The following is a 26,397-nucleotide window of genomic DNA, read 5'->3' on the forward strand; positions in this document are numbered from 1 at the left end:
ACATCTTCAATCGTATTGGGTAATCGCTTTTCAAAGAGTCGTTTGTCATCGTTATCAATGACTACAATAAAATTATTGCTTGAATGCAGGTCGATTCCAGCGTAAGTTTTCATAAGACACCTCCTAAATCCTATTGAGATTTAAGTCTCTTGCCCTTGGTTTCATAGTGCTACTATGAATAGGGAGGTGTCAATTTTTTACAAGACTCGGTGAGGTAGTCCTTTATATGATTATCAGACCCCTTTTTCCCCTTACTTTTCTTAAAACCATAAGGCCACCCCCGCTTTAAACTGCCTGCCCGGCATGGGATAAAATGCCCCTGAATAGGCAGCCAGGGCATATTCTTCATCCAGCATATTATTTATTTCCATGAAGATATCCAAAGGTGCCCTGTGCAGACGGGCCCGTATATCCCAGACATGGAAGGCATCCAGCTTCTTTTCCCTGTTATCATAATCATTGCCGTCATAGCGGCTGTCAAACCAGCGGCCTGCCAGATGAAGCCCAACTACTTCCACAGGCTCCCATGAGATCTGCAGACCTGCATGGCGCTCAGGTACAAGGGGAATAACCGTATCCTTTTTTTCAAATCTGGCCTGCATCAAAGTCATGTCCAGACGAAAACTCAATGAAGGTGAAGGATAAAGACTCAAGGAAGTTTCAAGCCCCCGCCTCAGGGTAGTATCTTCGTAATTGCGGTTTTCCTGCAGAAGACTGTCATAATAAATTTCATCATGGGCTTCCATGGAAAAAAGCCCCGCTTCCAGCCGGTACCGGCCAGGGGCAAAAGTGCGGAAACCCAGCTCCATATGTCGGGTTTCCTGGGGTCTCAAATCCGATGACGCCTTTGCCAGTTCATCCACATTGGGACTTCTGAAACTGCTGGCAAAGGAAGTGTAAAGATGTAATTCTGAATTTACTTCGTAAATAAGCCCTGCATCCCATGCCTGCTTTTCCCATGCCTCGCTCCTTAAAGCATACTGCCGCCATTCCTGAAGATCCATTCTGTCATAACGATAATCCGCATCCACATGATGGTAGCGTCCCCCCAGAGCCAGCCGCAAGGATTCCGTTATACCTAAATCAGCTGCTGCAAAAGCACCGTATTCAATAATTCTTCCATTGTGACGACGGGCTAGATTAGCATCGGGATCTGTTCTTATATAATGGCTTTCCAGATGATCAAGGCCAAGATGCAGGCTGTTTCCGGCAAAGGGAAGATGATAATCTGCACGCAATATTTTTTCCGTAACCGCAATATCCACGGGCAAAATTTCCATCTCTTCCCAGCTCTGCCTGCCCGTCATATCCATTTTCTGATCCCTGTAACGCAAACTGCGTTGCAACTTCAGGGTTCCGATGGAATCAAAATCGCCTTCCGCCCTTGCCGTGAATCTTTTTTCAAAGGTTTCTCCGCCGTCATGGGGAGTGGATGCGCTTTTACGGGATCTGCCCGCAGTAACAGGGCCGGGAAGACCATAGGTATCTTCATGAACATGGCCGGACAGAGCAAAGGAGAAAGGGCCTTTTCTACCAAGACGAAGATCCAGCCCCGCATCTTTCGCTTCAAAGGCACTGTTCTCCCGATAACCACTGGTTTGATTATGTCCGCCATAAAGACGGAAGGCAAAATCTTTACTGCTGCCGGAAGTCTGGATTCGGTTTTTTCTATGCCCAAAACTTCCCGTCTCCGAGGAGAGGGTGGCAGAAAGTTCTGCCGGTTTTTTCGTGACAATACGGATAACACCACCCACAGCTCCGCTGCCCCAGTGTACGGCTCCGCTGCCACGGATAATCTCTATGCGCTCAATGTCTTCCATGGCGATGGTGGAAAAATCCACACCTGAAAGATCCCTTGCGTTCATGGGAACATCATCCAGCAGCACCAGAACATTGCTGGATGATGTGTCTCCCATACCCCTTATATCCAGCCCTCCTGATTTCCCCACACCTTCTCTGGGAACAAGCCCAGCCTCCCTTGCCAGCACATCCACCAGCCCGGCTCCGGGTATGCGGCTCAGGTCTTGCCTGTCCAAGACCCGGACTGGTCTGGCAAGCCTTTCCGCCCCCTTATCTTCCCGACCCGCCGTCACCACAATGGTTTCAAGCTTTACAGGTGAATCTCCTGAGGCAAAACCGGGAAATAAGGAAACAATAAAAGCAGAAAAAAAAAGGAAAAATACAGCATGGGCTGGATTCATATCAAAAACCCAGAGAATTGATAAAACAGCTGGAGCTGGAACCTTCCGCTTCTTTGATACGCGGACCACCCACATTGTCCAGGGCAAAATAGGCGGGGGTGTTCATGCCCCACTCACCCATATCCGTGGATTCAAGGGAAAAGGAGAGGCGCTTTACTGGTCCCATGGAGGCAAGATCCACCCATTTCCATGTATCCAGAATATAAGGACTGGACGCACCTGACCGGAAATCCGCCAGATAAACCACCTGCCGACCTGCTATATCGCCTGCTGAGTTGCGGCCTTCTATGGTCAGACGCAACCAGTCTCCTGCAACAAATTTTTTTGCAAAATCATCCCCTTTTTCCATGGAACCGTAAGCATAGGTGGTGTTGGTCACATAAAGACCGCTGAGGGTATGCGGGGAATCCAGCACCAGTTCAGGGCTTGCTCCACCAATATATCCAACGGCATAGGTAGAAGAACCATCAATACCTTCGCCGGTTATGGCGCTGTACTGGTTTGAAAAATCCTTTGTCCAGGTATCCTTTTTCGTAGAAAGGGCAAAACCGCTCCAGGCACTCCATTCCTGATTATAATCATTTTTAAAGGTCATGGTGCCTGACCGTATTTCCCCACTACCGTCACTGCCGTTCCAGTAACCATCGGTAAAATGTTTCCGGTCCACATCCTCAAAGGTTGCCGGAACAAAGGTCTGAGCCCATAGATAAAGGGGAAGAAATCCCGTCAGCAGAACCAGAACCAAACTCGTCATCCATGCCTGTCTTCTCATCATTTTTTTATCCTTTCCAATATTCTTCCATCAAAGTTAAGGCGCACCCTTACAGGGAGCGTTTCCAAAGCATCCTCAAAAAAACAGGCCCACCAATCACAGCGGTCAAAATACCCACGGGCATTTCCGTAGGAGCCACAAGGGTTCTTGCCAGCATGTCACAGAAGGCAAGGAAAGCTCCCCCTGCCAAAGCCGAAAAAAAGAGTCCCGTACGCATATCCGGACCGGAAATCCTCCGCACGGCCTGGGGAATAATCAGGCCCACAAAGCCGATGGGACCGGAAAAAGCCACAGCCGCACCCACAAGACATCCTGTGGCAAGGCAGATCCGCAGACGCACCCGGCTGACGGGTACCCCGTGAGCCCTTGCAAGAACAGGATCAACAGCCATGAGATTCAAGGCCGGGCCTAAGGGAAAAAGCAGGAGGCTTCCTATTATAACAAAGGGAAACATGGCCATAAGGCTGTCCCAGCCCACCACATCCAGCCCGCCCATTAGCCAGCGATCCATCACCACAAGCCTTGATGGGTCCACAAAATAACGGATCAGCATCATCAGGGCACCACAGAGGATATTCACTGTTACACCGGCAAGGATAACCGTTTCAGCAGCCCCGCCGAAACGGGAAGCCAGCTTCAGGGAAAGCCCCACAGCCATCAATGATCCGGCAAAGGCAAGTATCTGAACCGAAGAAAATGGGCCGCAATACACAAGCCAGACAGGAAAAGAAAGGGCCATGGAAGCACCGACAGCGGCACAGCCTGCAATGCCCAGTACAAAGGGCTCTGCCAGGGGATTTTCCAGCATTACCTGCAAAGCAGCACCACAGGCAGCCAGTCCCATGCCGCAGATAAAGGCCAGCAGCACCCTTGGAAATCGGTGATGAAGAAGAATTTCTGCGGAAAGACTCCTTTCCCCGGAAAAAAGCTCAAAAAAAGCAGCGGGTGGCGTTGCTTCCGCCCCAAAAAAAGGGAGAATGCAGAGTGCCCCAAGAGCCAGAAGACCGTAGATCAGCCAGTGAATTTTTTCTGCACTTCCAATCACAGAAAATCCTTCCTCTCCGGCAACAGCACCCTGCCGCCTCTGCCATCGGGATGGGACCATACGGCCATGGATCTGCCATAGGCTCTGGCAAGAACTTCGGAATTCATAACATCAGCAGGCTTTCCTCTGGCCAGAATCCGTCCCTGATCCATAAAAATCAAATTGTCCGCAAAGGCTGCGGCCAGATTGATATCATGGCTCACCACCAGCGCACCGGAACTGGATCTTGTTTCTTTTTGCAAAAGGGAAAAAAATTCAGCCCCATGATGGGGATCAAGGCCTGTGGTCGGTTCATCCAGCAGCAGGTAGTCGGGATTTCTGCAAAGTACAGAGGCCAGCAGCACCCTCTGCCGCTCTCCACCGGAAAGATCGGAAAGAAAACGACCTTTCAAATGAAGTATCCCGGTTTTTTCCATGGCAGCCATTGCCGCCTCCCGGGCAGAAGCCCTCCCAATATGCCCGCCATCCACGGGAAAACGGCCCATGGCCACCACGGCATCCGTTCGGAAAGCATAAAGGGAGCGTACGACCTGGGGCAGATAACCCACCCTGACAGCAACATCCCTGCGCTGGAGCTGCGCCACTGGCCGTCCTTCCAGCAGAACCTTACCCTTGTCAGGCCTGAGTACGCCTGCAAGAATCTGCAAAAGGGTGGATTTGCCCCCGCCATTGGGACCTATTATGCAGCATAGTCCCTTCTGCTGAACCTCCACATCCACAGGACCGAGCAAAAAATCATTTTCCCGGGAAAACTCAAGGGCTTCACCCCTTAATTCTCCCATAACATCATCTCCTCCATCACCTCCCCCAAAAGGGCCGTTGCTTCAGGAATACGGGGACCGGCCATCTGCAGATGACTTGCGGAAAGTACCCGGATACGACCATGCCGCACCGCAGGCAGCGGACCAAGAGCCCGCCATTTTCTTACAAGATCTTCCGGAGCTGGCGGAGACTCTCCGGGAAGCAGTTCCAGAATAATATCCGGCTGACGCATGAGAATGGCTTCCTTGGAAATGGAGGGATAGCGCTGGGGATGGTCATCAAAAATATTCCGCCCCCCGGCCAGTGCGATAAGTTCAGTAAGGTAGGAATCTTTTCCTGCGGTCATGATCTGGGAAAGGGTACCGGGGGTAGTCCCCAGCACAAGGAGTATGGCGGGAGGATTGGCTCTCTCATATCGTATGCGGAGTTTTTCCAGCTCAGCTTCCAGAGAATCAACAAGTTTTACAGCTTCATTTTCACGTTCCAGGGCTTTTCCCAGAACAAGGATACCCTCTGTAATGGAAGCCCTGTTTTCCATACTTACACGCAGCACGGGAATCCCCTGTCTGCGGCAGTATGTATCCATCTTTTCATGCCTGCCCTGCAGAATGACAAGGTCTGGCCTGATGGCTGCAATACGCTCAAGATTAGGGTTGAAATACCCTCCCACCACTGGAAGATCCAGTGCCTCGGGAGGCCATGAGGTATATTCAGGAATGGCCGCCACCATATCTCCCGCTCCCAGCGCAAACACAGCCTCCACAAGATTAGGAGCCATGGGCAGAATACGCCGGGTTTCAGCGGAAAGAACAAAGGGGAAAAAAAGAAGGAAAATCCCAAAAAAGGCAGCGTTTTTTTTCATTCAGGGTACCTGCACCGTCAAAAAATCTATCACAGGACCTGATGGGAAAAAGGAGGGGAAAGAAAATATCCGTAAAGAATACATGACCTGCATGCAAACCTGAAAATTTCCTTAAAAAAACAAGGAAATCCATTTTACAGAAGGCCCGATTATTACGAAAAAACCACACTTCTGAACATTCTTCCCGAAGGGGAAATAGAGTTCAGGAAGGGATCCCTCCCTTAAGGGATAAGGATCATTCTTTCCGCCCTCTGATCCTCAAGAGGTCGGGGAAAATGCTTTCAGGGCAGGTCTTCTGACTTTCCGGATCATCTGTTTTTTAATGGCCTTCCCATCCTTTTCAAGGACAGTGACACTCTTATAAAAAACATCCCCGGTTACAGCGGTGGGCCCGTTCCCGATTTTCACGGGATTCCCTATGAAGCGCAAAGCGCACCCTGAACGCAACGTTTCTGTCATGGACTCTGAAAAAACTCAAGGATTCATATTTAAAAAAATTTCTGACAGATGACCATCATTTCTTATCCATTACAGCCTTTGCAAGAATTTTTCAGGCTTTATCCTCTTCAAGAATAAATTCCCATGCGCACCACCATCCTTCAGGGTGGGCATCCGGAGGACAGGCCACACAGCGGGTTTTTATCCTATGGTCTATTTCCCTTGCAAAGAAAGGATATTCAACCATCCCAGCACTCTTACAGGGATAATCCTCAAGACCTTTACGTTTACGCGCATCCTGGACACGGCACTTGTGCATACGGAAAACAAAACGATCCGGACCAGTATCTTCAATGCTCTGTTCATTGATAAAGGCGTAGAGACGATAATTCAAGGCCTTTTTCAGCCCATCCAGACCGGGTTTTTTCCCAAGCCCAAGGCTTTTACGGATCATGGCCGCTTCAAAGGGAGAAAAGTGGGCCCAGCAGGAATCATTGCATCGCTTGGCATCGTTCATGCCATGTTCAAATTCCACACCCTGAAACCAGAGACCGTCCAGAGCCAGCCAGTTCTGGGAGACGGCATCCCGGAGTGCCATCAGTTTATCCTCTGGTAAATTAAGCAGGGGTTCAGGAAGACCGTCTTTCATGGAAAAACCCAGAACCTTTGCAAAACGGTTCATATATACACCAAGAACCTTATCGGAAACTTCTGCGATAACCCCATGGCTGCTGTCCGGCCCCAACTGATGCCTTACTTCTGCAAACCAGAGTCCGTAGTGGACCATACTGCGATGCAAAAGATCCAGAATCAAAGCAGAGACAGCTTCCGAAGACTGTTTTCCACCCAAATCTTCTGTCATAATTATAACCTTTCCAAAATAAATTATAAAAGTATTCAAGCGAACTCATCTGCCTTTATCCTGTTTCAGTATCATCATAACGCTGCAAAACTAAGGCCATGCATTCAGCCAGTCCGGAACTTACATATCAATTCATGCCTTAGTGTACTGACTCGCCACATCATATTTTTTTATCAATTTATAAAAAAGCCTAATTTCATTAAACAAAACGGTCATTAAATATCAAGGTAACGTTTCGTGGCGCTTTGTGCACATTCGCAGAGAGCCTCAGATTCAAAAACAAGATAAATCAACATCCCTTCTTCCATGGGATATAAAATCAGAAATCAGCTTTGAAAATGAAAAAAGCAACCATAGGTAAACCTCTCAAAGATTCTGATCTCCACAGGAAACCCTTACGGGGAACCGGAATTACTCCTCTCAATGAGAAAACTGGCATATTCATTGCAAACAACAGAATAAAACGAAAAATAAATTATAATCCGGTATGCATACTGTAATTTTACTGAATCTTTATCATAAAACAGTATCAAGCGATAACCCGAACAAAAAAAACACTGATCACCCCGACAATGATTGTTTTACCCCAAGGGAATCTGGCAAAAAAGTCCCTCCACCATGAGGACTGGGACATCAGATCAGATACAGCAGCAGGATTCCATTAAATTTAAACACCGGAAAATTATACTCCGGCTGTCTCCCGCAGGATTTCATCCCCTTAGGTCACCATAATCGGGGTGAATACTCATAAAATAAGGATAAAAGGTCCATCCAAGGCTGAAATAAACTTTCAGCGTGCCGTTAACCTGAGTTCAGAAAAAGGATTGGTGAACATATGCATTTTTCCAAGGAAGTTCTGGAAAGCTCCAGCCGGATGAGGCAGAAATGGGAAGATGAGGTAAAAAAAGTCATTGCCAAAGGTCCGGATCAGAAACCCAGGTGGTCAACGATCTCTGACCTTGAAATCAAAAGGCTTTACGGCCCCGAAGACATTCAGCACATGGATTTTGAACAGGATATCGGGTATCCGGGACAGTTTCCATTCATCAGGGGCAACCAGCCCACAGGTTACAGGGGAAAATACTGGACATTCCGGATGTTTTCCGGAATGGGTAATGCCAAAACCACCAATGAGCGCTGGCATATGCTGCTGAGGGAAGGACAGACAGGACTCAGCACGGCCTTTGATTTCCCCACACTCATGGGCTATGATACAGACTCTCCCAAAGCAAGGGGCGAATGTGGTAAATGTGGTGTGGCCATTGATACCCTGGAAGACTTCATGCAGCTTGTGGATGGAATCCCCATGGATCAGGTTACCACTTCCATGACCATAAATCCTCCGGCAACGGTTTTATGGGCCATGTACTGCGCCGCAGCAGAACTTAAAGGTATTCCCCTGACAAAAATAGGGGGAACCATACAAAATGACATGCTCAAGGAGTTCATCGCCCAGAAAACCCTCATGTGCCCTCCGGACCCTTCAGTAAAACTTGTCAGCGACACCGTAGAATTCGGTGCCAAGCATGTCCCCCGCTGGAATACCATCTCCATAAGTGGTTATCACATCCGTGAAGCCGGTGCTACTGCTGTGCAGGAGCTGGCTTTCACCCTCAGGGATGGAATGGAATATGTGGAAGATGTTATCCGCCGCAAGGGACTCCATGTGGATACCTTTGCTCCCAGACTCTCCTTCTTCTTCAACTCCCACAGTGATTTCTTCGAAGAAATAGCCAAGCTGAGGGCTGCCCGCAGAATCTGGGCCAAAGCCATGCGTGACCGCTACAAATCCCAGGATGAGCGTTCCTGGTGGATGCGTTTCCATACCCAGACAGCAGGATGTTCCCTCACTGCACAGCAGCCTTACAACAACGTTATCCGGACAGCCACCCAGGCCCTTGCCGCCGTACTGGGAGGAACCCAGTCCCTGCACACCAACTCTCTGGATGAAGTACTCTGTCTGCCATCGGACCATGCCGTGCAGATCGCCCTGAGAACCCAGCAGATCATTGCCGAAGAAACCGGCGTAGCCAATACCATTGATCCTTTGGCAGGCTCCTATTTTGTTGAAGCCCTTACCAATGAGCTGGAAGAAAAGGCCTGGGAATATATCCACAAAATTGATGAAATGGGAGGAATGGTCGCTGCCATTGAAAAGGGCTATCCCCAGCTGGAAATTGCCGATGCGGCCTATCATTTCCAAAAGCAGATAGATGCCGGTGAAAAAATCATGGTGGGTGTCAACAAGTATGTTTCCGCCGAACCTTCACCCATTCCCCTTGTGGAAATTGATGATTCCGTAGAAATCGAGCAGGTCAAAAGTCTTCAGGCCATCCGGAGAAAAAGGGACGACAAGGCTGTCAAAAGATCCCTTGAAGACATCAAAAACGCCTGTAAAAAAGGCGATAATGTAATGCCCCACTGCATTGAGGCCGTTAAAAATCTCGTTACCGTACAGGAAGTCTGTGACGTATACAGGGAGGTGTACGGAGAATATCGTGATCCGGGTCTTTACTGATCAGAAAAATATCTGAAGCCTGAAACCGGGAGACAGAATGAATAAGCATTCTGTTCCTCCCGACTCTACATGATTTGTGAAACTGGCTGTATAACGCGACATGAGCGCATGGAGGTATATCCATAATGTCAGAACATATTATTCGTGTGATGGTTGCAAAACCGGGTTTGGACGGTCATGACAGAGGAGCCAGGGTACTGGCCCGCTGTTTTCGGGATGCGGGTTTTGAAGTTATTTATACGGGCTGCCATCAGACCCCTGAACAGATTGCGGCGGCAGCCATTCAGGAGGATGTGGATGTAGTTGGGCTGAGCTGTCTGTCCGGCGCCCACCGCTATCTTTTTCCTGCTGTTGTGGAACAGCTCAGACAGCGGGGAGCCGATGACATTGATGTGGTTGGCGGTGGCATTATACCGGATCAGGATTTTCAGTTCCTTTATGATGCAGGCCTGAAGGCACTGTTTACTCCCGGAGAAAAACTTGACGATATCGTGGACTGGTTCAGAAAAAACGTCAAAAAGAGAGACTGATATGGTCGATAAAGTTAAAAAAATTCAATCCGGAGATGTAAGATCTGCATCGCGTCTTATACGTCACATTGAAGATAATGTAGCTGAAGCCCGCACTACCATGAAGGATATTTTTCCTTTAACGGGCCATGCCCATGTTGTCGGCCTGACGGGACCTCCAGGGGCAGGCAAAAGCACCCTCGTGGACGGACTCATTGATTCGTTCCGTAAAATGGGGAGAACCGTAGGGGTTATAGCCGTGGATCCCACCAGTCCCTTTACCGGCGGTGCCATTCTCGGGGATCGCATACGAATGCAGCGGCATGCGGAAGATCCCGGCGTTTTCGTACGGAGTGTTGCCACGCGGGGGGCTCTGGGCGGGCTTTCCAGGGCTGTGGGGGATGCCATCCATATCATGGATGTCATGGGCAAGGATGTTATTCTTGTGGAGACGGTGGGTACCGGCCAGCAGGAAGTGGACATCATGCACTATGCCCACACTGTCCTTGTGGTTCTCATACCCGGCATGGGTGATGATATTCAGGCCATCAAAGCAGGCATACTGGAAATAGCAAGTATTTTTGTCATCAACAAGGCTGAAAGGGAAGGATCTTCCAAGCTCCGCAGGGAACTGGTGACCATGCTCAACATGGCCCCGGAATCGGCTTTTCCCGGCGGCTGGCGGCCTCCAATTCTTAAATGTGACAATGCCTTTGAACCCGAAGGTTTCAGCCAGAGCGTAAGCGATCTTGCATTAAGCATAAACGAGCACTACGAACATCTTGTCAGCAAAAGCCTCATTGGAAACTGGTCCAGCAGAAAAGCAGCAACGGAGTTCAACGAAGCCATACGCTGTGCGGTTCTTGATCCCGTACTAAATGATCTTATGGCCAGAGGCGAACTGGATGCCATGATAGTAAAACTGGTTAAAAAGGAAACAGACCCCTACACACTGGCGGAAGAAATTGCTTCCCGCTATCTAAAATAATGACATGAAAAAATGCTGAAAAGAGCTGTCAGAAAAACCTTTAACCTCAGGCCCGGCTTCTCCCCGGCGGGAAACCGGGCCTTACCTTTCGGAGTGACATTATATGGAAGAATCTATAGCAGCAACCATGGAGCGCCATAAACGGGGACTGGTGCTTGTGATCACAGGGGATGGAAAAGGAAAAACCACATCCTGCCTGGGTCAGGCCCTCCGCAGCATCGGACACGGCAACAGGGTTCTGATCGTCCAGTTCATGAAGGGAGAAAAATATGGAGAAATACTTGCCATAGAAAAATATCTTTCAGAGAGACTGACGGCAATACAATGCGGTCTGCCCAGTTTCGTTATGAAGGAAAATCCTGCACCGCTGGATGTGGAGCTGGCCCGGGAAGGACTTAAGATAGCCGAGAAATCCATTGCCTCCGGCGAATACCAGATGGTCATCCTTGATGAAGTCAATGTGGCCATGGATTTTGGGTTGATTGAGGTGGAAGATGTAGTTGAGCTGATCCGAAACAAGCCACCCATGATTGATCTTGTATTGTCTGGACGCTATGCTCCTGAAGAAATTATTGAACTCGCTGATATGGTAAGCGAGGTCAGAGAAATCAAACACCATTATCATAAAGGTGTTACGGCAAGGGCTGGCATTGAGCACTGAAAACCATCTCCATGGGTCTTCTGTGCTTTTCCCATGGAAGCAAAGAAAGGGGGTCTCAAATGGCCATCCCGGTCCTGTCACATGCCCCTGCTGCGGACCTTGAAAGTCCAGAATTTCTTAATGAAATTTCATCCCGCCTGATGCAGGAAGGAGCTTCTGTCACAAAAATAGTAAAAAGCTCAGCTATTCTGGTGGATGAAAGGGTCCGTATTAAGTGCCAGATTCCCATCTGCGACACTTACGGAAAAAACCTCATGTGCCCTCCCCTTGTTGTTCCTTCCATTGAATTTTTCCGGAAAGCACTGAGCCTTTACAATGAAGCCATTCTCATTCAGGTAAAAGCAGATATCCCGCAACATTCCGCTGAAGGAAGAAAAACCGAGATCTACGCTCCTGCCGGAAAACTACATCATCTTGTAAACCAGGCGGAAAAATGGGCTTTTGAGTACCGCTACCGCTTTGCTCTGGGGCTGATCGGGGGTTGCTGCCGTCTCTGTGACTCCTGCGTGGCCCTCACGGGCAAGACAATATGCCGCCATCCCTTTAAAGCCCGTCCATCCATGGAAGCCATGGGTATTGATGTACTGGCGACCCTTGAACGGGCCGGACTGAAGACAGCAACTTTTCCCGTGGCTGAGAGCGTGACATGGACCGGTGTTCTGCTGGTCTGAAGACCTTCAGGCCATATTCTCTGTTCCAGAATAAGTATGCTTTTTTGTCATAAAGAGAAGGAAGGATGATCTGACATGGAAATCAGAATGCCCATAAAATCTTACGGAAACTATGTTGTTGCCATCCGCCAGAACAACGAAGAAACCCGTGAACGGTGTCAGCAGTTACGGGTACGCAAACTTTCTCCCGAAGAACAGCAGAAAGCCTACAGGGATCAGGGTGTCAGCGAAGAGGTCATGCCCACCCACCAGATCCTTTTCCATGATTTCGGATGCAAGCGTATCATTGAAGGAAAACTTACGGAAAATGAGGAGGATCGGGCCATATTTCAGGTACAGGATAAGGAATACGTTTTTTTCCCCTTTCTTCCCAAAAGACCATAGCATTTTTTAAAACTGCTTGTAACTGTTCAGCACAATTTTCCTTTGACAAATCGAATACCTTCAATCAGATGCATAGACAACCAAGCCATTTGTTCATGACGCAATCTTATTCTTAGAGCTTCTTGCCCTATGCGGAAGCGGCAAAAACTCCCCGCCACAGGCAGGATATGCTTTTTTATTACCATGGTAGGCTTAAGCACGCTGCCTTTGTGGCGGCTCAGACAGTTTGCCGCTTCTTTCGCACAGGCCTTCAAAGCTCTGATCCGAAACGATTGCAATGTCACTCACAAACAGCCCGGTTGTCTTTTTCTGGAACCAGGATTCTGAAATTAATAAACAATTTTTCAAGATAAAATGTGCTCAATAATTACAACTGTTTAAAACCTTGAGAATGTATAATCATGGAGGAATCATCATGGAAAAGGAAGAATTGACAGAGAAGATCCGCCAGAGAGCCAGAAAAAACTTTTCCCTTGGATATAACTGCGCTGAATGCATCACAGAAGCCGTTTTTTCCCTGGCGGATACGGGGATGCATGTGGATGCCAAAAGATGCGCTACAGGATTCGGTGGAGGTATAGGCCTTTTCGGAGATACCTGCGGAGCCCTTGTCGGTGCTGTCATGGCCGTGAGTGCCGTACATGGCAGAACAGAGCTTCCAGCAGGAGATGATCAGAAAGAGATAGCAAAACGGTCTAAGGAACAGCTTTATGGCAAACCCGGCATATACAGAATTTTCAATCAGATTCCCAACCGTTTCAAAGAAAAATTCGGCCATACCCTGTGCAGGGAACTGGCAGGAAAATGGGAGTCGGAATGGCTGTGCCGCGACCATGCCCTGTACTGCCGTGAAATCATCACAGAGACAGCAGGTATTGCAGCTGACCTCATCCTCTCGGACAAAGATGAGCTTGCCAGCCAACCCTTTGGTGAGAATGTGGAAAATCTGAGAGACTGAGCAGACCTGAGGCTCACAAACTTAAAAACTGATGAAAAACCGTTAAAGGAAGCAGGCTTGGGAAGGAATAAAATGATGGAACTGCAGACAGTTGTCATGGTTAATCATCCGGGTCATCCCTTTAACGGTTGTCAGGGAAGGGTTGTTGGCAGACGGGGCAACAGAACAGAGGATGACATCTGGCTTCTGATTTATTTTGCTTCAAAAATGAGAAGCTATCTTATACCTGAGTCCATGGTGTCCGTACAGGGCAGGCAGGATGAACCCATGGAATAGTATGATGCTTACAGCTTGCTGGTATTTCAGGTATTCTGACAGGACAGACAAAAAATAAGCACCGGAAAACAAAGATGAAACTACTTGTTGTTGCAGCAATGCATACGGAAATAGAAGGTCTGATCTTCAGGCTTAAGGCAGAAAAATCAGGAACTCTGAACAGCATGGATTACTATTTCAGAGAAATGAACCATGCTGGAATTTATCTTGTTCAGTGCGGTGTTGGAAAGGTCAACGCTGCGGCCATCAGCCAGCATGCCATCACCCTTTTTCAGCCGGATCTTCTCATCATTACAGGCATTGCGGGTAGCATGCATGAAAACAACAGAATCGGGGATATTATTATCGCAAGGGAACTGGGCTACCATGATGTGAGCAGTGGGCAAATGAAGCACTGTTTCCCATATCAGGTCTCCTTTTTACCCGATGAAAAGGCTTTCAAAGAGCTGGATGCCATGGGACAGGAATATGAAGAAGGAAGGGTAAAATCAGGAAAGATTGTCAGCGGTGAACGTTTTATCAAAGACCCTGAAGAAAAAAGAAAAATCAAGGAGGCCCACAGACCGGACTGTGTGGACATGGAAAGTGCTGCCATCGCACACACGGCCTTTATCAATCAAGTCCCCTTTGTCTGCATCAGGACCATCTGTGACCATGCCAATGAAGACTCCCTTGAAGATTTTTCTTTCTTTGAAAAGGAAAGCGCCGATCTCAGTGCCAGCTTCACCTTTGAATTTATCATGCGTATCATTGAAAAAAAGTCCCTTCAAGCCAGTACCTGAATCCCAGCCTGCTAAAATTCTTATACTCTGCAGTGGTGACACATATATTTCCCAATGCAGGTACCATCTGCAAGCCAACAGGTGAGACAAGAATACCATGAACAATGCTCCGAATCCTATGCACTCAAAAAGTCCACAGGCAGGCGCACCCCATGGCCGGCCTTGTTCCGGAAGAGCAGAAAGCCTTTTGTTACACCATATAAATAAAGATCTCTGGTCAGGAGCACATCCTGACGGCAATAGTCTATAATTTCCTTTAGCCTCCCCTCCTTCCACCACTGAAGGGCCAGAAGACCATCGGCACTTTTCTGTGCCCCCAGAGTTTCCCTGCCCAGATGATCCAGAGAAAGCCTGTAGCCAAGGCGTTCATGGACCTTCACCAGAAGATCCATGGTAGGCAGGGAAGAAAAATCAAAATCCGTGTATCCGGACAAGACCCTGTAATCAAAGCGCAGTATATTAAAGCCCACCACAAGGTCGGCCTCCTTAAGAAGAAAAATCAGCTCATCCACATCCTCAGCCAGAAAGGTGATGCAGTCATCCACAAAAGAATCATAGACCACAACACAGCTGACTTCCATACGATCCGCCCTGTGCCAGCCGCCCACTTCTGCTGCGGATCTGCGGGTTTCAAGATCAAGAACCAGATAGCGTCCGCCAAAGGCTGGAGAAGGCTCCCGGACCTCCGGCATCAAAGCCAACTCCGGCAGATCGGGCAAAACTTCCTTTGAAGGTGAGAGCAGAAGCTCCAGAAGAAAAGCCGCAGCAGCCTTATCAATGGGCCGATTGCCGGAACCGCATTTGGGAGAATGGACACAGGCTGGGCATCCGCTTTCACATAAACAGTTTTTCACCAGATTCAGGGTCCGTTCAAGGAGGTTTTCCGCCTTTAAAAAGGCCTCCCTGCAAAGCCCTATACCCCCTGCTACCCCGTCATAGATAAAGACACAACCCCTCTGGATCTGGGGATGAAAGGGCTGGGAAATGCCGCCAAGATCATTGCGGTCACACATGACCACCAGAGGCAGCATACCGATGGCCGCATGTTCCAGGGCATGAATGCCACCCATGAAATGCATCTGCTTTTCAATAAGCTCCTGCTCCACCCTTTCGGGGATTTCAATCCAGATGCCTTCAGTTTCAAAAAGCTGGGGCGGCAGATCCAGAGGCGTCACCCCTAAAAAACGCTGCCCCTTGATATGACGTTTTTCATAGCCTGTGATCTGATCCGTCACCTCAAGGCGACACAATCCCACCCTTGTTCCCAAAACCCTTCTTGTCTCAAAGATTTCCAGTATCCTTGTTTCTTTGAATCCTCTGGACCGGGTAAAATAATGCACCTTTTCCCTGCGCACCCCAACCCTTGCCCTGTCCAGATCCAGTGTCTCCACAAGGTAATGTTCTCCATTGTGAATATAAACGGCACCGGGATGGGCTTCACGCATGGCGCGGACAGCATCACTTCCGCCAATGGTATGACCGCTTGCCAGATCCACAATGTCCAGAGGCTGCCCCCCTCCCCGCAGATTCACCCCCCGGTGGGGATATTTTAAAGGAGAAAGCAGACGCCTGCCGCAGGCTTCTTCCAGAACAATGCCCTCCTTCAGAATACGATCCATGAGGCCTGAAAACTCAAGTACCAGAGGATCGTCCAGGTTCAGGGGAAGTTCTGCCGCGGCACAGGCAAGGTGCCGTCCGGCAATCACCGGATTGGCCGGATGCACTATGGCCTTTTCCGGTGGCATGGAAAAAAAGATATCCGGATGCCCCAGCATGAAACGGTCTAAGGCATCTTCACCACCAATAAGCAGTATGGCCGCTTCCCTGTCCCTGCGGCCCACCCTTCCTGCCCGCTGCCATGTGGCCATCACAGTGCCGGGATACCCCACAAGAATACAGAGATCCAGATCTCCGATATCAATGCCCATTTCAAGGGCGGAAGTGGACACCACGGCCAGAAGCTCTCCGGAGCCCATCTTTTTTTCAATGTCCCGTCTGTCTTCCGGAAGAAAGCCTGCCCTGTAAGCTGCAATCTTCCCCCTGAATGTTCCTGAAAGCCCGTTGGCCCAGAGTGCCACCAGTTCCGTCATTTTCCTGCTCTGGCAGTACACAAGAGTACGAAATCCCCTGTGCAGGGCCGCATGAATCAGATCCAGAACCATACGGCTGCCAGCATCCATACCGTCCAGCATAAGAAAATGCTTGTCCGGAGAAGCCGCTCCGGAACCGGAAACAGCCCCCACGGAAAGCCCCGTAAGCCTTGCGGCCAGATCTTCCGGACTGTCAATTGTGGCGGAACAGAAAACAAAGGTAGGGCTGGACCCATAATGGCGGCAGATTCGCAGAAGCCTCCGGAAAACCCAGGCCATGTGGGAACCCATGACCCCCCGCAGGGTATGCACTTCATCAATGACAACGGTTTCAAGCCCTGAGAAAAAAACTGCCCACTTTTCATGGAAAGGCAAAAGGGCCAGATGCAGCATTTCCGGATTGCTGATCACTACGGCGGGTGGATTTCTGCGGATTTTACTGCGTTCATAGGAGGAAGTATCCCCGTCATAGACGGCCACTGAGGGTGGAGACAGCACCCCCATATTAAGGGCCATGGCCGCAAAAGATTCTTTCTGATCCCTTGCCAGGGCTTTCAAGGGGAAAAGATAAAGGGCTTTTGCGTCGGGATTGGCAATGAAACGTTCCAGCACAGGAATATTGTAGGTGAGGCTTTTACCACTGGCCGTAGGGGTTGCCACCACCGTATGCTTTTTCTGACGAATCCGGTTAATGGCTTCCGCCTGATGGGAGTAGAGATCTCTGATTCCGATTTTTTCCAGCATACGGCGGAGAGGAGGGGCAAGGGGTGGATGGAGGGGAGTGAAAGAGGCCTTTGTACCGGGAATCTTTCTGTGCGTCACCACCCTGTCTTTTATAGGACCATAGCGCTTAAGCGCCTCAAGGTAGGCGGCGATATCTCCTGAAGTCTCCACTCTTTCCTCCACGGTGAAATACGCCTTCTGTTATGGTCTCCGATGGCCTGAGGGTTTTATGCGGGTTTTCCGGGACAGCCCCCCGCAAAATATTCTCTGATTACTCCCTTGCCTCAGGCCACTGTTTGCCGTCCCGGTTGTTGTCAGATAATGATCAGGCTAGAAGATCTTGATATGACAGGCAAGTACAGAGGCAGCCAGTCTGTTTGCCCGTGACGCAATCTTATTCGGGAGCTTCTTGCCCTGTGCTGAATCGGCAAAACTTGTCGGCACAGGCAGGTTAAACTTTTGCATTACCATAGGAAGTTTAGTTTGCTGCCTTTTGTGCCGACTTCAGACAGTTGCCGATTCTTTACGCACAGGCCTGCGAAGCTCTGATCCGAAACGATTGCAACGTCACTTGCAAACAGTCATGGTGCCTCTGGGACCACCTTAAAGCCCCGGCTACAGGGCCTTTTTCAATATTTTTTTACCCATCACCGCTTTTCTGGGAAAGGTCAGATAGGGAACCAGATCCTGATTCCTGAAACCGCCTGTACCGTCATAAGTAATTGATACCACAGGCACACCGGTTTTTTCTTCTATCTTTCCGGCCATGGCCTCGGTCACAAGGGAAGCGCAGCAAAAGGCCGGACTCGCCTGAACAAAGAGACCCAGATCCGGATGATGCCTGTGAAGATAGAAAACCTTGAGCAGGTTGTCCAGGGATTCACCCGTATTCTCGATGGACACTCCATATTCCTTAAGAATTTCCTCCGGCGGCATATCATATTCCGGCCGGGGCTCACCGATGAGAGACTCAAAGTGACGGTAATACCGCCATTCCAGACGGGAAAGGGTTGCCAGCAAAGGCCTGTAGGAAATAAGGTTACGGTACTTGCCCTCGTTGAACCATTTCCTGAAATAAACCTCCGCAGTCATACGGGCATAGTCACTGTAGGCCGTGGGCAGAACCTCGCCACCGTGGGATTCAATGAAACGCACCAGATTCTGGTTCATGACATCATTGTCCCGGACATAAAGATCCCCAAACACTGCCACCTTCACCCGATCGCCCTTTTCCTGGGGGATGGATGAAAACATGGCAGCCACTTCCCTTGCCGCATCCTCCTTGTCCTTTTCTCCCATGAATGCCGATTCCATGACCGTTATGGCCTTTTCAAGTACGGCATCGGTCATTCCCTTCAGCTTTTCCCTCGGACGGATTTTACAGGCCAGTTTACGCAAAAGCCCTCCGAAGAGATATACAAAATAAGTATTGAAAGCCGAACGCATGGAAACTTCCAGAAAGGAAAGCTCCCCCACATAAACCCCTGCCCTGCCATATTTTTCGCCGTAGCGGGCCAGCAGAGTTTTGATATGATGGGGATAAAGCTTGATATTGCAGGCAATATCCGAATTCATCATCCAGAGTACGGTATCTTCAGGATTCAGACCATGCCTGTCAATGGCCTCCACATATTCTTCGGCAATGGCATTCACGGGGATGCACTGGCCTGTATTAAAACGCAGGCTCCGGCGAATGGCTGCATCGCTCTCCTCCAGCACCACCACACGCAGACCCTCCCGCCTCAGATTGGCTGCCAGAAGACGACAGGTTACAGGATCCCAGTTGGGCAGCACCAGAGTTTTACCCTCAATACCGGTGGCAATATCCGGATTCACGCCTTTCAGCACAGGGGGAGCTGCAGGAAGTCTGTTTCCTTCATGGTGATTACGGAAGGCCCGGATGGCGGCCTCAATGCGGGTTTCATAGCCCACACTGGAATCATGCTCATCCAGCTCCAGCACCAGATAGGGCTTATCCCATGCTTCCAGAATAGCTTTGGCATAATCGAGAATAAAACTGTCCGGTGAACATTTGAAAGCCGTCACAAATACCGGATACAAGCCCGGAATCCGGGCCGACTCTTCCACTGCCGCAAGAATACGGGCCGCATAACGCCAGTGAACAGTTTCCAGCAGCGACTGGATGGCCGTGTCCTTTTTCTCCCTGTGACCCAGCATGTCCTGGAAAAAGGGCCGGACACCCAGAGATTCAAATATTTCAGGAATGCCTTTATTGGACCATGCGGGCAGTACATTGTAAGGCCGTCCCAGAAGGAGTACCCGGATATCATCCCCCTGCCTTGCCTTCTCTCCTATCTCCCGGAGACTCTTTTTACACTCCTCCTGATGACGGGTGGCCGCATCCCAGGCCCTGGACACCTCAAGGAAACCGATGTCCCTGCGGCTGATACGGCGAAGCATCCGGTATAATTCCATCTTGGTATGGAAATCCGGATACAGATAACGCACCGTGGGACGCAGTACCCGGTCAGGGTCCATCAGGGAAGCCAGAGAAGGTGCAAACTGCGTATAATAACAATACTGGCGGCGCATGGCCTTCTCGGAGCTGCGTTCCTCAAAATAAAAGGGAAGAAAAACGTAGTCCGTTTTTTCCAGCAGCCATACCACATGGCCGTGCATGGCACTCATGGGCGCACAGAATTCCGCACCAGCCAGCACCTTGCCGCTGCGCACACCCTCTGTATAGTCCTCACTGCTTTTGACGGGAAAACCGAGGCGGTCAAAAAAGACCTTCCAGAATCCCTGATCTTCATAGAGATGCAAAGCAGCAGGAATTCCTATGGACACCTCCTCTTCTGCCGTGACGGAAGGAGTGAACCGAAGCGCTTTCTGACGGGCTTTTTTAAGGGAAAAACCTGAGCGGTTGCTGTTTACATAATTTTCGGTTTCATAATCCCGCCCACAGAGAAAACCATAGGCTACCCTGGCCCCTGACACCTCTGCAACGGTGAGTTTGCAATGGTTAGTGCAGAGGGTACAGACTTCCGTTTCTATGGGAATGGGATTTTTATAAATTTCCACGCCCCTGAAGGCCGAGGTATCAGGCATAGCCTCACTCAGGGCAAGGGCAGCACCAAGGGCACCCGTAAGATGACAGTAACGGGACACCAGAATGGGCTTTTTCAAACGCTGTTCAAAGGCCGCTACCAGAGAACGGTTTCTGGCTGTGGCACCCTGGAAAAAAATCACCTCACCAATACGGCTTTCCGTGGCCACCTTGAGAAGATAGTTCTCCCGCACCGAATGCAGGGCACTGGCCAGCACCTCTTCCACGGAACAGCCTTCCGCAAGATAATGGTTGAGATCCCTTTCCATGAATACCGTACAGCGGTCACTGGAAAGGGGTGCTGCAACACCATCCGTAAGACTGGCGTAATCCCGGATGGCAACCCCCAGTTTCTGAGCCTGCTCCTCTATGAAACTCCCGGTACCTGCGGCACAGACATTGTTCATGATGGAACTGGTTACCCGGCCGTCCTTCAGGGTGGTGAACTTGGCATCCTGACCACCGATTTCAATGATGGTATCCACCAAAGGATTCAGGCTGCAGGCCGCCTTTGCATGGGCTGTGATCTCATCGAGAACCAGATCGGCCCCAAGAATACCGCCTACAAATTTTCTTCCCGAGCCCGTGGTGGCACAGGCTCTAACAGGAAGGGAAATACCGGATTCGCGGCGAAGACCGTCAAGGGCTTCCAGAATGGAACATATGGCCGCCACAGGTCTGCCCTGGGTTCTTGTATAAAAACCAGCAGAAACTTCCCCTTCGGCTGTAATCAAAACAGCCTTGGTACTTGTGGACCCGATATCCACACCCATGATATGGGCCTTGTCCCCAAAGGATTCAGGAAGCTCGTAAAGCTCCACTTCCACATCCGGTCCTTCGCTCTGTACAGGATGGAAAATATAGGAACGCAGCCCTCCGAACTCCGGCCATGGAGAAAACTGAAGGGTCAGAGGGTCATAATGGGTGATGGTCCCTTTCTTTTCCCTGCGGAGATGAAGAGCAGGTGGCCATACTCCTGCTGCTGCGGTATCAGCAGACTGCCTGAAGCTGTGATAATGCAGGGCAGCACCAATGGCACCCAGAAGGTGGGCCATGGGATCAAGGATGAATTTTTCACCCGCAAGTTTTTCCATATGCCGCCGTACTGCAGCATTGGCTGCAACACCCCCCGCCATGACCACAGGCCCTTTCCATGAGCCGTCTGAAAGTACTGTGTCCACAACATTATGGGCAAGCCCCTCACAGAGACCATCGCAGATACCCGCCTGGGAATAGCCCTCCTGCTGGGCATGGATCAGATCTGTTTTGGCAAAAACCGCACATCTGGAAGCAATTTTAGGCGTTTCACCTTTATAAGAATCGGCCATCTCCGCCAACTGTGCCGCACCGCTAAAGCCCAGACGGCCTGCCTGCTGATCCAGAAAACTTCCCGTACCTGCGGCACAGGAAGTATTTCCCCTGTAACTCTGATACTCACCCTCTTCATCAAAAAGAACCCGACCAAAGGTTTCTCCGCCCACCACCAGAACTGTTCTGGCTTTAGGGTATCGCTGACGAATAGCAGCGATCAAGGCCACCCTTTCATCAAAATGTCCCTGAGCATCAAAATACCCTTGAGCCCGTCCCGTTGTCACAACAGCAAGGGGACGATCCCCGCTGAACTCTTTGAAAAGAGCCTCAAGACCTGCAATAATCTCACCATGGTGAAAACAGTAGGCCGTGTGTCCGACTCTGCCATCTTGGGCCACAAGGGCCATGCCGATGGACACAGAACCCACATCCACGCCGAGTACCCAGGAATCATTGGTATGCATCAGGATACAACCTCCTTATGGAACATACGGTAAAAAGGGAAGACAGCTCCCTGAATCTTCTTAACCGGACAAAATCAATGTATGCTACAAGTTAAAATAAGGTTCTATGGGAAGTCTTCAAGCGGAAAAAAGGAAAATCACCAGCAGACTGTTCTTGACACCCGACTTCTCCAGCCAGACCCAAAAATGGAGCTTTAAAAAACCATGCACCATTACCTTGATTATCACTGAAACCATAAAAGGTGCAAGGGTGGGGAAGGTTCCTGCGGACAAACATATATTTTACAATTATTTCTTTTTTTTAAAAAATGAACATGGATCATCTTGCAAATTGACAAATCACTGCCACCAATTTATGCTTTGATTTATTATTTGAAATTGAACAATGAATTACAGTAATCAGGCTTTCCCATGTGATGGACTATTAGTTTCCCACCATTACCAGACAGGCTTTCCCATGTCCTTTATCCGGCATTTCCAGAATCTTCCCATACGCAACCGCATGCTGGTCAGTTATCTGACAGCTTTCATCATTGCCCTCAGCCTGGCAGGCCTAGGTGCCCACACCCTTCTGCGCATCACCATAGAAAACCACATCCGCAACACATTTGAAAGTACCACGGGCACCATCCATAATCTGGTACGCACTGCCGGGAATGTTTCCATCAGAAATCATCTGCGCACGGTGGTGGAAACCAATATCCGCTTCCTCCATACCCTGCAGACAGAAGTCATTGAAGGAAACCTTTCTGAGGAAGAGGCAAAAAATCAGGCCCGCTCCTTTTTTCACAGTCAGCCCATAGGGCATACGGGCTATGTCTATGTACTGAACAGTGGGGGGATTCTTCAACACCACATGGATGAAAGTCTTGTGGGGGAAGACATGTCCCACTTTGAATTTGTAAGGTTTCAGAAAAAAAACAAAGACGGCTATATAGAATACGACTGGAAAAATCCCGGAGAAACCAAAACACGGCCCAAGGCCCTGCACATGGGATATTTTGAACCATGGGACTGGATTGTTTCCGCATCTTCCTACAGGGAAGAATTCCGGGATCTTTTGCGGGTGGAAGATTTCAGAAAATCCATTGAGGATTTAAAGTTCGGAGAAACCGGCTATGCAATGCTGCTGGATACTAAGGGTGAACTGCTGATCCACCCCATCTATGAGCCCCAGAACATTGAAGAATGGCTGGACAGTGAAGGAAGACCCATCATCCGCAAAATTCTCAATACCCGCCACACCACCCATTATTATTCCTGGCAGCACCCCGGTGAGCCAGCCCCTCGGGAAAAGATCGTCCTATCCGCCCATATACCGGAACTGGACCTTGTGGTGGCCGCAACCGGTTATATGGAAGAATTTAACAGGCCCTTAAAAAATCTCGGACAGACCCTTGCCGCAGGCTTTTTTCTCTGCATTATTGCCCTGATTCCCCTGACAATATTGCTTGGCAGATCCATCACAAAGCCCATTGAAAGCCTTGTGCGCACCATGCAGGAAGCTGAAAAAGGAGATTTTTCCATACGCGCCCCTATCCTTGCAGGTGGGGAATCCGGTGAACTGGCGCGCTGCTTCAACCACTTCATGGAATATATACAAAGGGGAAGAAACACCCTGCAAAGGGAAATCACCCAGCGCAGGGAATCCGAAGAAAAGGCCAGAGCACTGGCCCGTTTTCCCGATGAAAACCCTAACCCTGTAATGCGTATTAAAAAAGATTATACACTGGACTACATGAACAGGGCCGCCGTGGAACAGCTTAGCGGAGAAAACCTTTCCATAGGAAAAATCATCCCTGAACCCTGGCATAAAATTGTCCGGGGATGTACCCGGACAAAGGAATGCGGCTCAGTCGAGGCGGAAGTTGCTGACCGGGTATTTCTTTTTACGGCAAGTCCCCTTTCCGACGGAAAGGCATGGTATCTTTACGGGCATGAGATCACCGAAAAAAAAGCCTACGAACGCTTGCTGCTACTTTCGGATACGGTTTTTGAAAATACCATTGAAGGTATCTGCATCACGGATGCGGACATGAACATCGAAAGGATCAATCCGGCCTTCACAGCCATCACGGGCTATGGCCCTGAAGAGGTCATGGGACAGAACCCAAGAATTCTAAAATCCGATGTTCATCCTCCCGGTTTTTATAAAAAAGTATGGCAAGCCCTTCTGGAAAAAGGAGAGTGGAGCGGAGAGATATGGAACCGAAGAAAAAATGGAGAAACCTATCCCCAGTGGCTGGCCATCACGGGCATTCCCAATGAGAAAGGTAAAACTATCCGATACATGGCAGTTTTCCATGATATCAGTGAGCTGAAAACCAGTAAAGAAGCCCTTCATTTTCAGACCTTTTATGATGCCCTGACCGGCCTTGCCAACCGAAGGCTACTCACGGAACAACTGGAAAGAAGCCTTGCCCATGCAAAAGACCAGAAAGAAAAAATTGCCGTATTCTTTCTGGATATCGATAATTTCAAAACTGTAAACGATTCCCTGGGACACCTGACAGGCGACCGCATCCTCAAAGAAATTGCCAGACGACTCACCTTCATGCTGGAGGAAGATGAAATTCTGGCCCGCTTTGCCGGAGACAAATTTATTCTTGCAAGCCCCCTTATTCAGAATTCCCAGGCCGCCATTCATATTGCCCGCAGAATACGTGAAACCCTGGAAAAACCCTTTGATCTGGAAGAACGGGAATATTATGCCTCCCTCAGCATGGGCATTGCCATCTTTCCCGATGACGGAAAAAATGAAGAAATCCTCATTAAAAATGCCGAAACAGCCATGTACCGGGCCAAGCAGACAGGCAAAAATACCTTTACCCTCTTTTCTCCGGAAATGAACTCCCTTGCCATCCATCGCATGGACATGGAAAGCCAGCTCAGAAAAGCCCTTGAAAACAATGAATTGCATCTGGTTTATCAGCCCAAGGTAAATCTTTATTCCGGAAAAATCATCGGCGCAGAGGCCCTTTTACGCTGGCAACCCTCCAATGGTCCTCCCGTTTCTCCCATGACCTTCATCCCCATTGCCGAAGAAACCGGCCTGATTCTTCCCATCAGTTCCTGGGTACTGGAAAAAGCCATGCAGGAAGCCGTGATATGGAAGGAAAGGGGATTCCATGACCTTTCCATTGCCATCAATATTTCCGCCTCCCAGTTTAAGCAGCAGGAACTGACGGCAGAAATCGATGCCCTTCTTAAAAAAACAGGACTGCGGCCGGAACAGCTGGAACTGGAACTCACGGAAAGTATCATCATGCAGGATGCGGAAGCTGCCATAGCAACCCTCTCCAGATTCAACCGCATGGGCATCCGCTTTGCCATTGATGACTTCGGTACAGGATATTCTTCTTTAAGCTACCTGAAGCGCTTCCCCATACAGGTGCTCAAAATTGATAAATCCTTCATACAGGAAATCCCAGGCAATAAGGATGATGCCTCCATAGTTCTCTCCATCCTTTCTTTGGCCCACAACCTTGGACTCAAGGTTGTGGCCGAAGGTGTAGAAACCGAAGAGCAGCTTGACTTTCTGCGCAGCAAAAATTGTGACATGATGCAGGGCTATCTTTTCTCCAAACCCCTTCTGCCCGAAGACTTCCGCTACCTGATTGACCAGAATGCAGGAATCAGGCCCATGACCGTACTATGATACTTAAATCCACCCCATACCACCGAAAGCAAGCCCATCCGAACAAACATCGTTTACCCCAATAATTACGGATCTTTTCTTAAAAAAATCATTATAAAATTATTCTTTACAAGTTCGGCCACTTCATACTATATTTCCTGATTACGAACATGCTATAAAGGATTTTTAAAAATTTTAACTGGGAAATACGGTAATATTATAAGATTTTCTCACAATGGTTTTCAGTTTGTTTCATCTTTTCATCTTCAGCATGGACAGTCCCGCCTGCTGTGTGTCCGGGTGGCCCCCCGGTCAGCAGGCGTATCTGAGGGAAGATCAGGTCGGAAAGCAAAGGAAAGTCTCTTCTGCACAAAAAAATCCGGTTCTTATGACGCAAGGAGCAATCCTCCGCCAGA

At 49.3% G+C, this 26,397-nt stretch carries 18 protein-coding genes and 1 riboswitch; of the genes, 10 read left to right on the forward strand and 8 right to left on the reverse strand.

Translation table 11 applies throughout. The features are described 5' to 3' along the window. Nucleotides 1-260: 260 nt before the first annotated feature. From FIM25_RS14665 to FIM25_RS14690, 6 genes are all read right to left on the reverse strand, one after another. Nucleotides 261-2,201: a TonB-dependent receptor gene (locus tag FIM25_RS14665; RefSeq protein ID WP_179953418.1), complete on the reverse strand. Its 1,941-nt coding sequence runs from the start codon at nt 2,199-2,201 to the stop codon at nt 261-263. Between the two features lies 1 nt (nt 2,202). Next, complete coding sequence (locus tag FIM25_RS14670; protein WP_139450612.1) at nt 2,203-2,976, reverse strand: DUF4465 domain-containing protein; 774 nt, start codon at nt 2,974-2,976, stop codon at nt 2,203-2,205. 46 nt (nt 2,977-3,022) lie between these two features. After that, the gene (locus FIM25_RS14675; RefSeq protein ID WP_179953419.1) at nt 3,023-4,018 is read right to left on the reverse strand and encodes a FecCD family ABC transporter permease; all 996 of its coding nucleotides are present in this window, start codon (nt 4,016-4,018) and stop codon (nt 3,023-3,025) included. Next, nucleotides 4,015-4,800: an ABC transporter ATP-binding protein gene (locus FIM25_RS14680; RefSeq protein ID WP_139450614.1), complete on the reverse strand. Its 786-nt coding sequence runs from the start codon at nt 4,798-4,800 to the stop codon at nt 4,015-4,017. The genes FIM25_RS14675 and FIM25_RS14680 overlap by 4 nt, the downstream gene beginning before the upstream one ends. Beyond that, on the reverse strand, nt 4,788-5,642 hold the full coding sequence (locus FIM25_RS14685) for an ABC transporter substrate-binding protein (protein ID WP_139450615.1): 855 nt from the start codon (nt 5,640-5,642) through the stop codon (nt 4,788-4,790). Before FIM25_RS14685 ends, FIM25_RS14680 begins: the two co-directional genes overlap by 13 nt. A gap of 268 nt (nt 5,643-5,910) precedes the next feature. Then, nucleotides 5,911-6,097: riboswitch (cobalamin riboswitch) on the reverse strand. Between the two features lie 95 nt (nt 6,098-6,192). Next, nucleotides 6,193-6,942: a DUF6125 family protein gene (locus FIM25_RS14690; protein WP_139450616.1), complete on the reverse strand. Its 750-nt coding sequence runs from the start codon at nt 6,940-6,942 to the stop codon at nt 6,193-6,195. An 835-nt stretch (nt 6,943-7,777) separates the two neighbouring features. Here FIM25_RS14690 and FIM25_RS14695 point away from each other — a divergent pair. From FIM25_RS14695 to mtnN, 9 genes are all read left to right on the forward strand, one after another. After that, nucleotides 7,778-9,460 (forward strand): methylmalonyl-CoA mutase family protein, encoded by a 1,683-nt coding sequence (locus tag FIM25_RS14695; protein WP_139450617.1) that lies wholly within the window; start codon nt 7,778-7,780, stop codon nt 9,458-9,460. Between the two features lie 125 nt (nt 9,461-9,585). After that, complete coding sequence (locus FIM25_RS14700) at nt 9,586-9,990, forward strand: cobalamin B12-binding domain-containing protein (RefSeq protein WP_139450618.1); 405 nt, start codon at nt 9,586-9,588, stop codon at nt 9,988-9,990. Nucleotide 9,991: 1 nt separating this feature from the next. Beyond that, entirely contained in the window at nt 9,992-10,957 is a 966-nt protein-coding gene (meaB, locus tag FIM25_RS14705; RefSeq protein WP_139450619.1) for a methylmalonyl Co-A mutase-associated GTPase MeaB, read from the forward strand. A 103-nt stretch (nt 10,958-11,060) separates the two neighbouring features. Beyond that, nucleotides 11,061-11,618: a cob(I)yrinic acid a,c-diamide adenosyltransferase gene (cobO, locus tag FIM25_RS14710; RefSeq protein WP_218961444.1), complete on the forward strand. Its 558-nt coding sequence runs from the start codon at nt 11,061-11,063 to the stop codon at nt 11,616-11,618. Between the two features lie 59 nt (nt 11,619-11,677). Next, nucleotides 11,678-12,289 (forward strand): DUF2284 domain-containing protein, encoded by a 612-nt coding sequence (locus tag FIM25_RS14715; RefSeq protein ID WP_179953420.1) that lies wholly within the window; start codon nt 11,678-11,680, stop codon nt 12,287-12,289. A 75-nt stretch (nt 12,290-12,364) separates the two neighbouring features. Next, on the forward strand, nt 12,365-12,673 hold the full coding sequence (locus FIM25_RS14720; protein WP_139450621.1) for a hypothetical protein: 309 nt from the start codon (nt 12,365-12,367) through the stop codon (nt 12,671-12,673). A 415-nt stretch (nt 12,674-13,088) separates the two neighbouring features. Continuing rightward, the gene (locus FIM25_RS14725; protein ID WP_179953421.1) at nt 13,089-13,631 is read left to right on the forward strand and encodes a C-GCAxxG-C-C family protein; all 543 of its coding nucleotides are present in this window, start codon (nt 13,089-13,091) and stop codon (nt 13,629-13,631) included. 75 nt (nt 13,632-13,706) lie between these two features. Continuing rightward, nucleotides 13,707-13,907: a hypothetical protein gene (locus FIM25_RS14730; RefSeq protein ID WP_139450623.1), complete on the forward strand. Its 201-nt coding sequence runs from the start codon at nt 13,707-13,709 to the stop codon at nt 13,905-13,907. A gap of 74 nt (nt 13,908-13,981) precedes the next feature. Beyond that, a complete protein-coding gene (mtnN, locus tag FIM25_RS14735; protein WP_139450624.1) occupies nt 13,982-14,689 on the forward strand; it encodes a 5'-methylthioadenosine/S-adenosylhomocysteine nucleosidase in 708 nt (235 codons plus the stop codon). 116 nt (nt 14,690-14,805) lie between these two features. Here mtnN and FIM25_RS14740 read toward each other — a convergent pair whose 3' ends face one another. Both FIM25_RS14740 and FIM25_RS14745 read right to left on the reverse strand, forming a co-directional pair. Beyond that, the gene (locus FIM25_RS14740; protein WP_246052221.1) at nt 14,806-17,685 is read right to left on the reverse strand and encodes a DEAD/DEAH box helicase; all 2,880 of its coding nucleotides are present in this window, start codon (nt 17,683-17,685) and stop codon (nt 14,806-14,808) included. Between the two features lie 432 nt (nt 17,686-18,117). After that, nucleotides 18,118-22,344 (reverse strand): acyl-CoA dehydratase activase, encoded by a 4,227-nt coding sequence (locus FIM25_RS14745; protein ID WP_139450625.1) that lies wholly within the window; start codon nt 22,342-22,344, stop codon nt 18,118-18,120. Nucleotides 22,345-22,801: 457 nt separating this feature from the next. On the opposite strand from FIM25_RS14745, the gene FIM25_RS14750 reads away from it, so the two are divergent. Next, nucleotides 22,802-26,002, forward strand: coding sequence for an EAL domain-containing protein (locus FIM25_RS14750; RefSeq protein ID WP_179953422.1), 3,201 nt, complete (start codon nt 22,802-22,804; stop codon nt 26,000-26,002). The last annotated feature ends 395 nt before the right edge of the window (nt 26,003-26,397 follow it).

The organism is Desulfobotulus mexicanus (assembly GCF_006175995.1).
Classification (GTDB): Bacteria; Desulfobacterota; Desulfobacteria; order Desulfobacterales; family ASO4-4; genus Desulfobotulus; species Desulfobotulus mexicanus.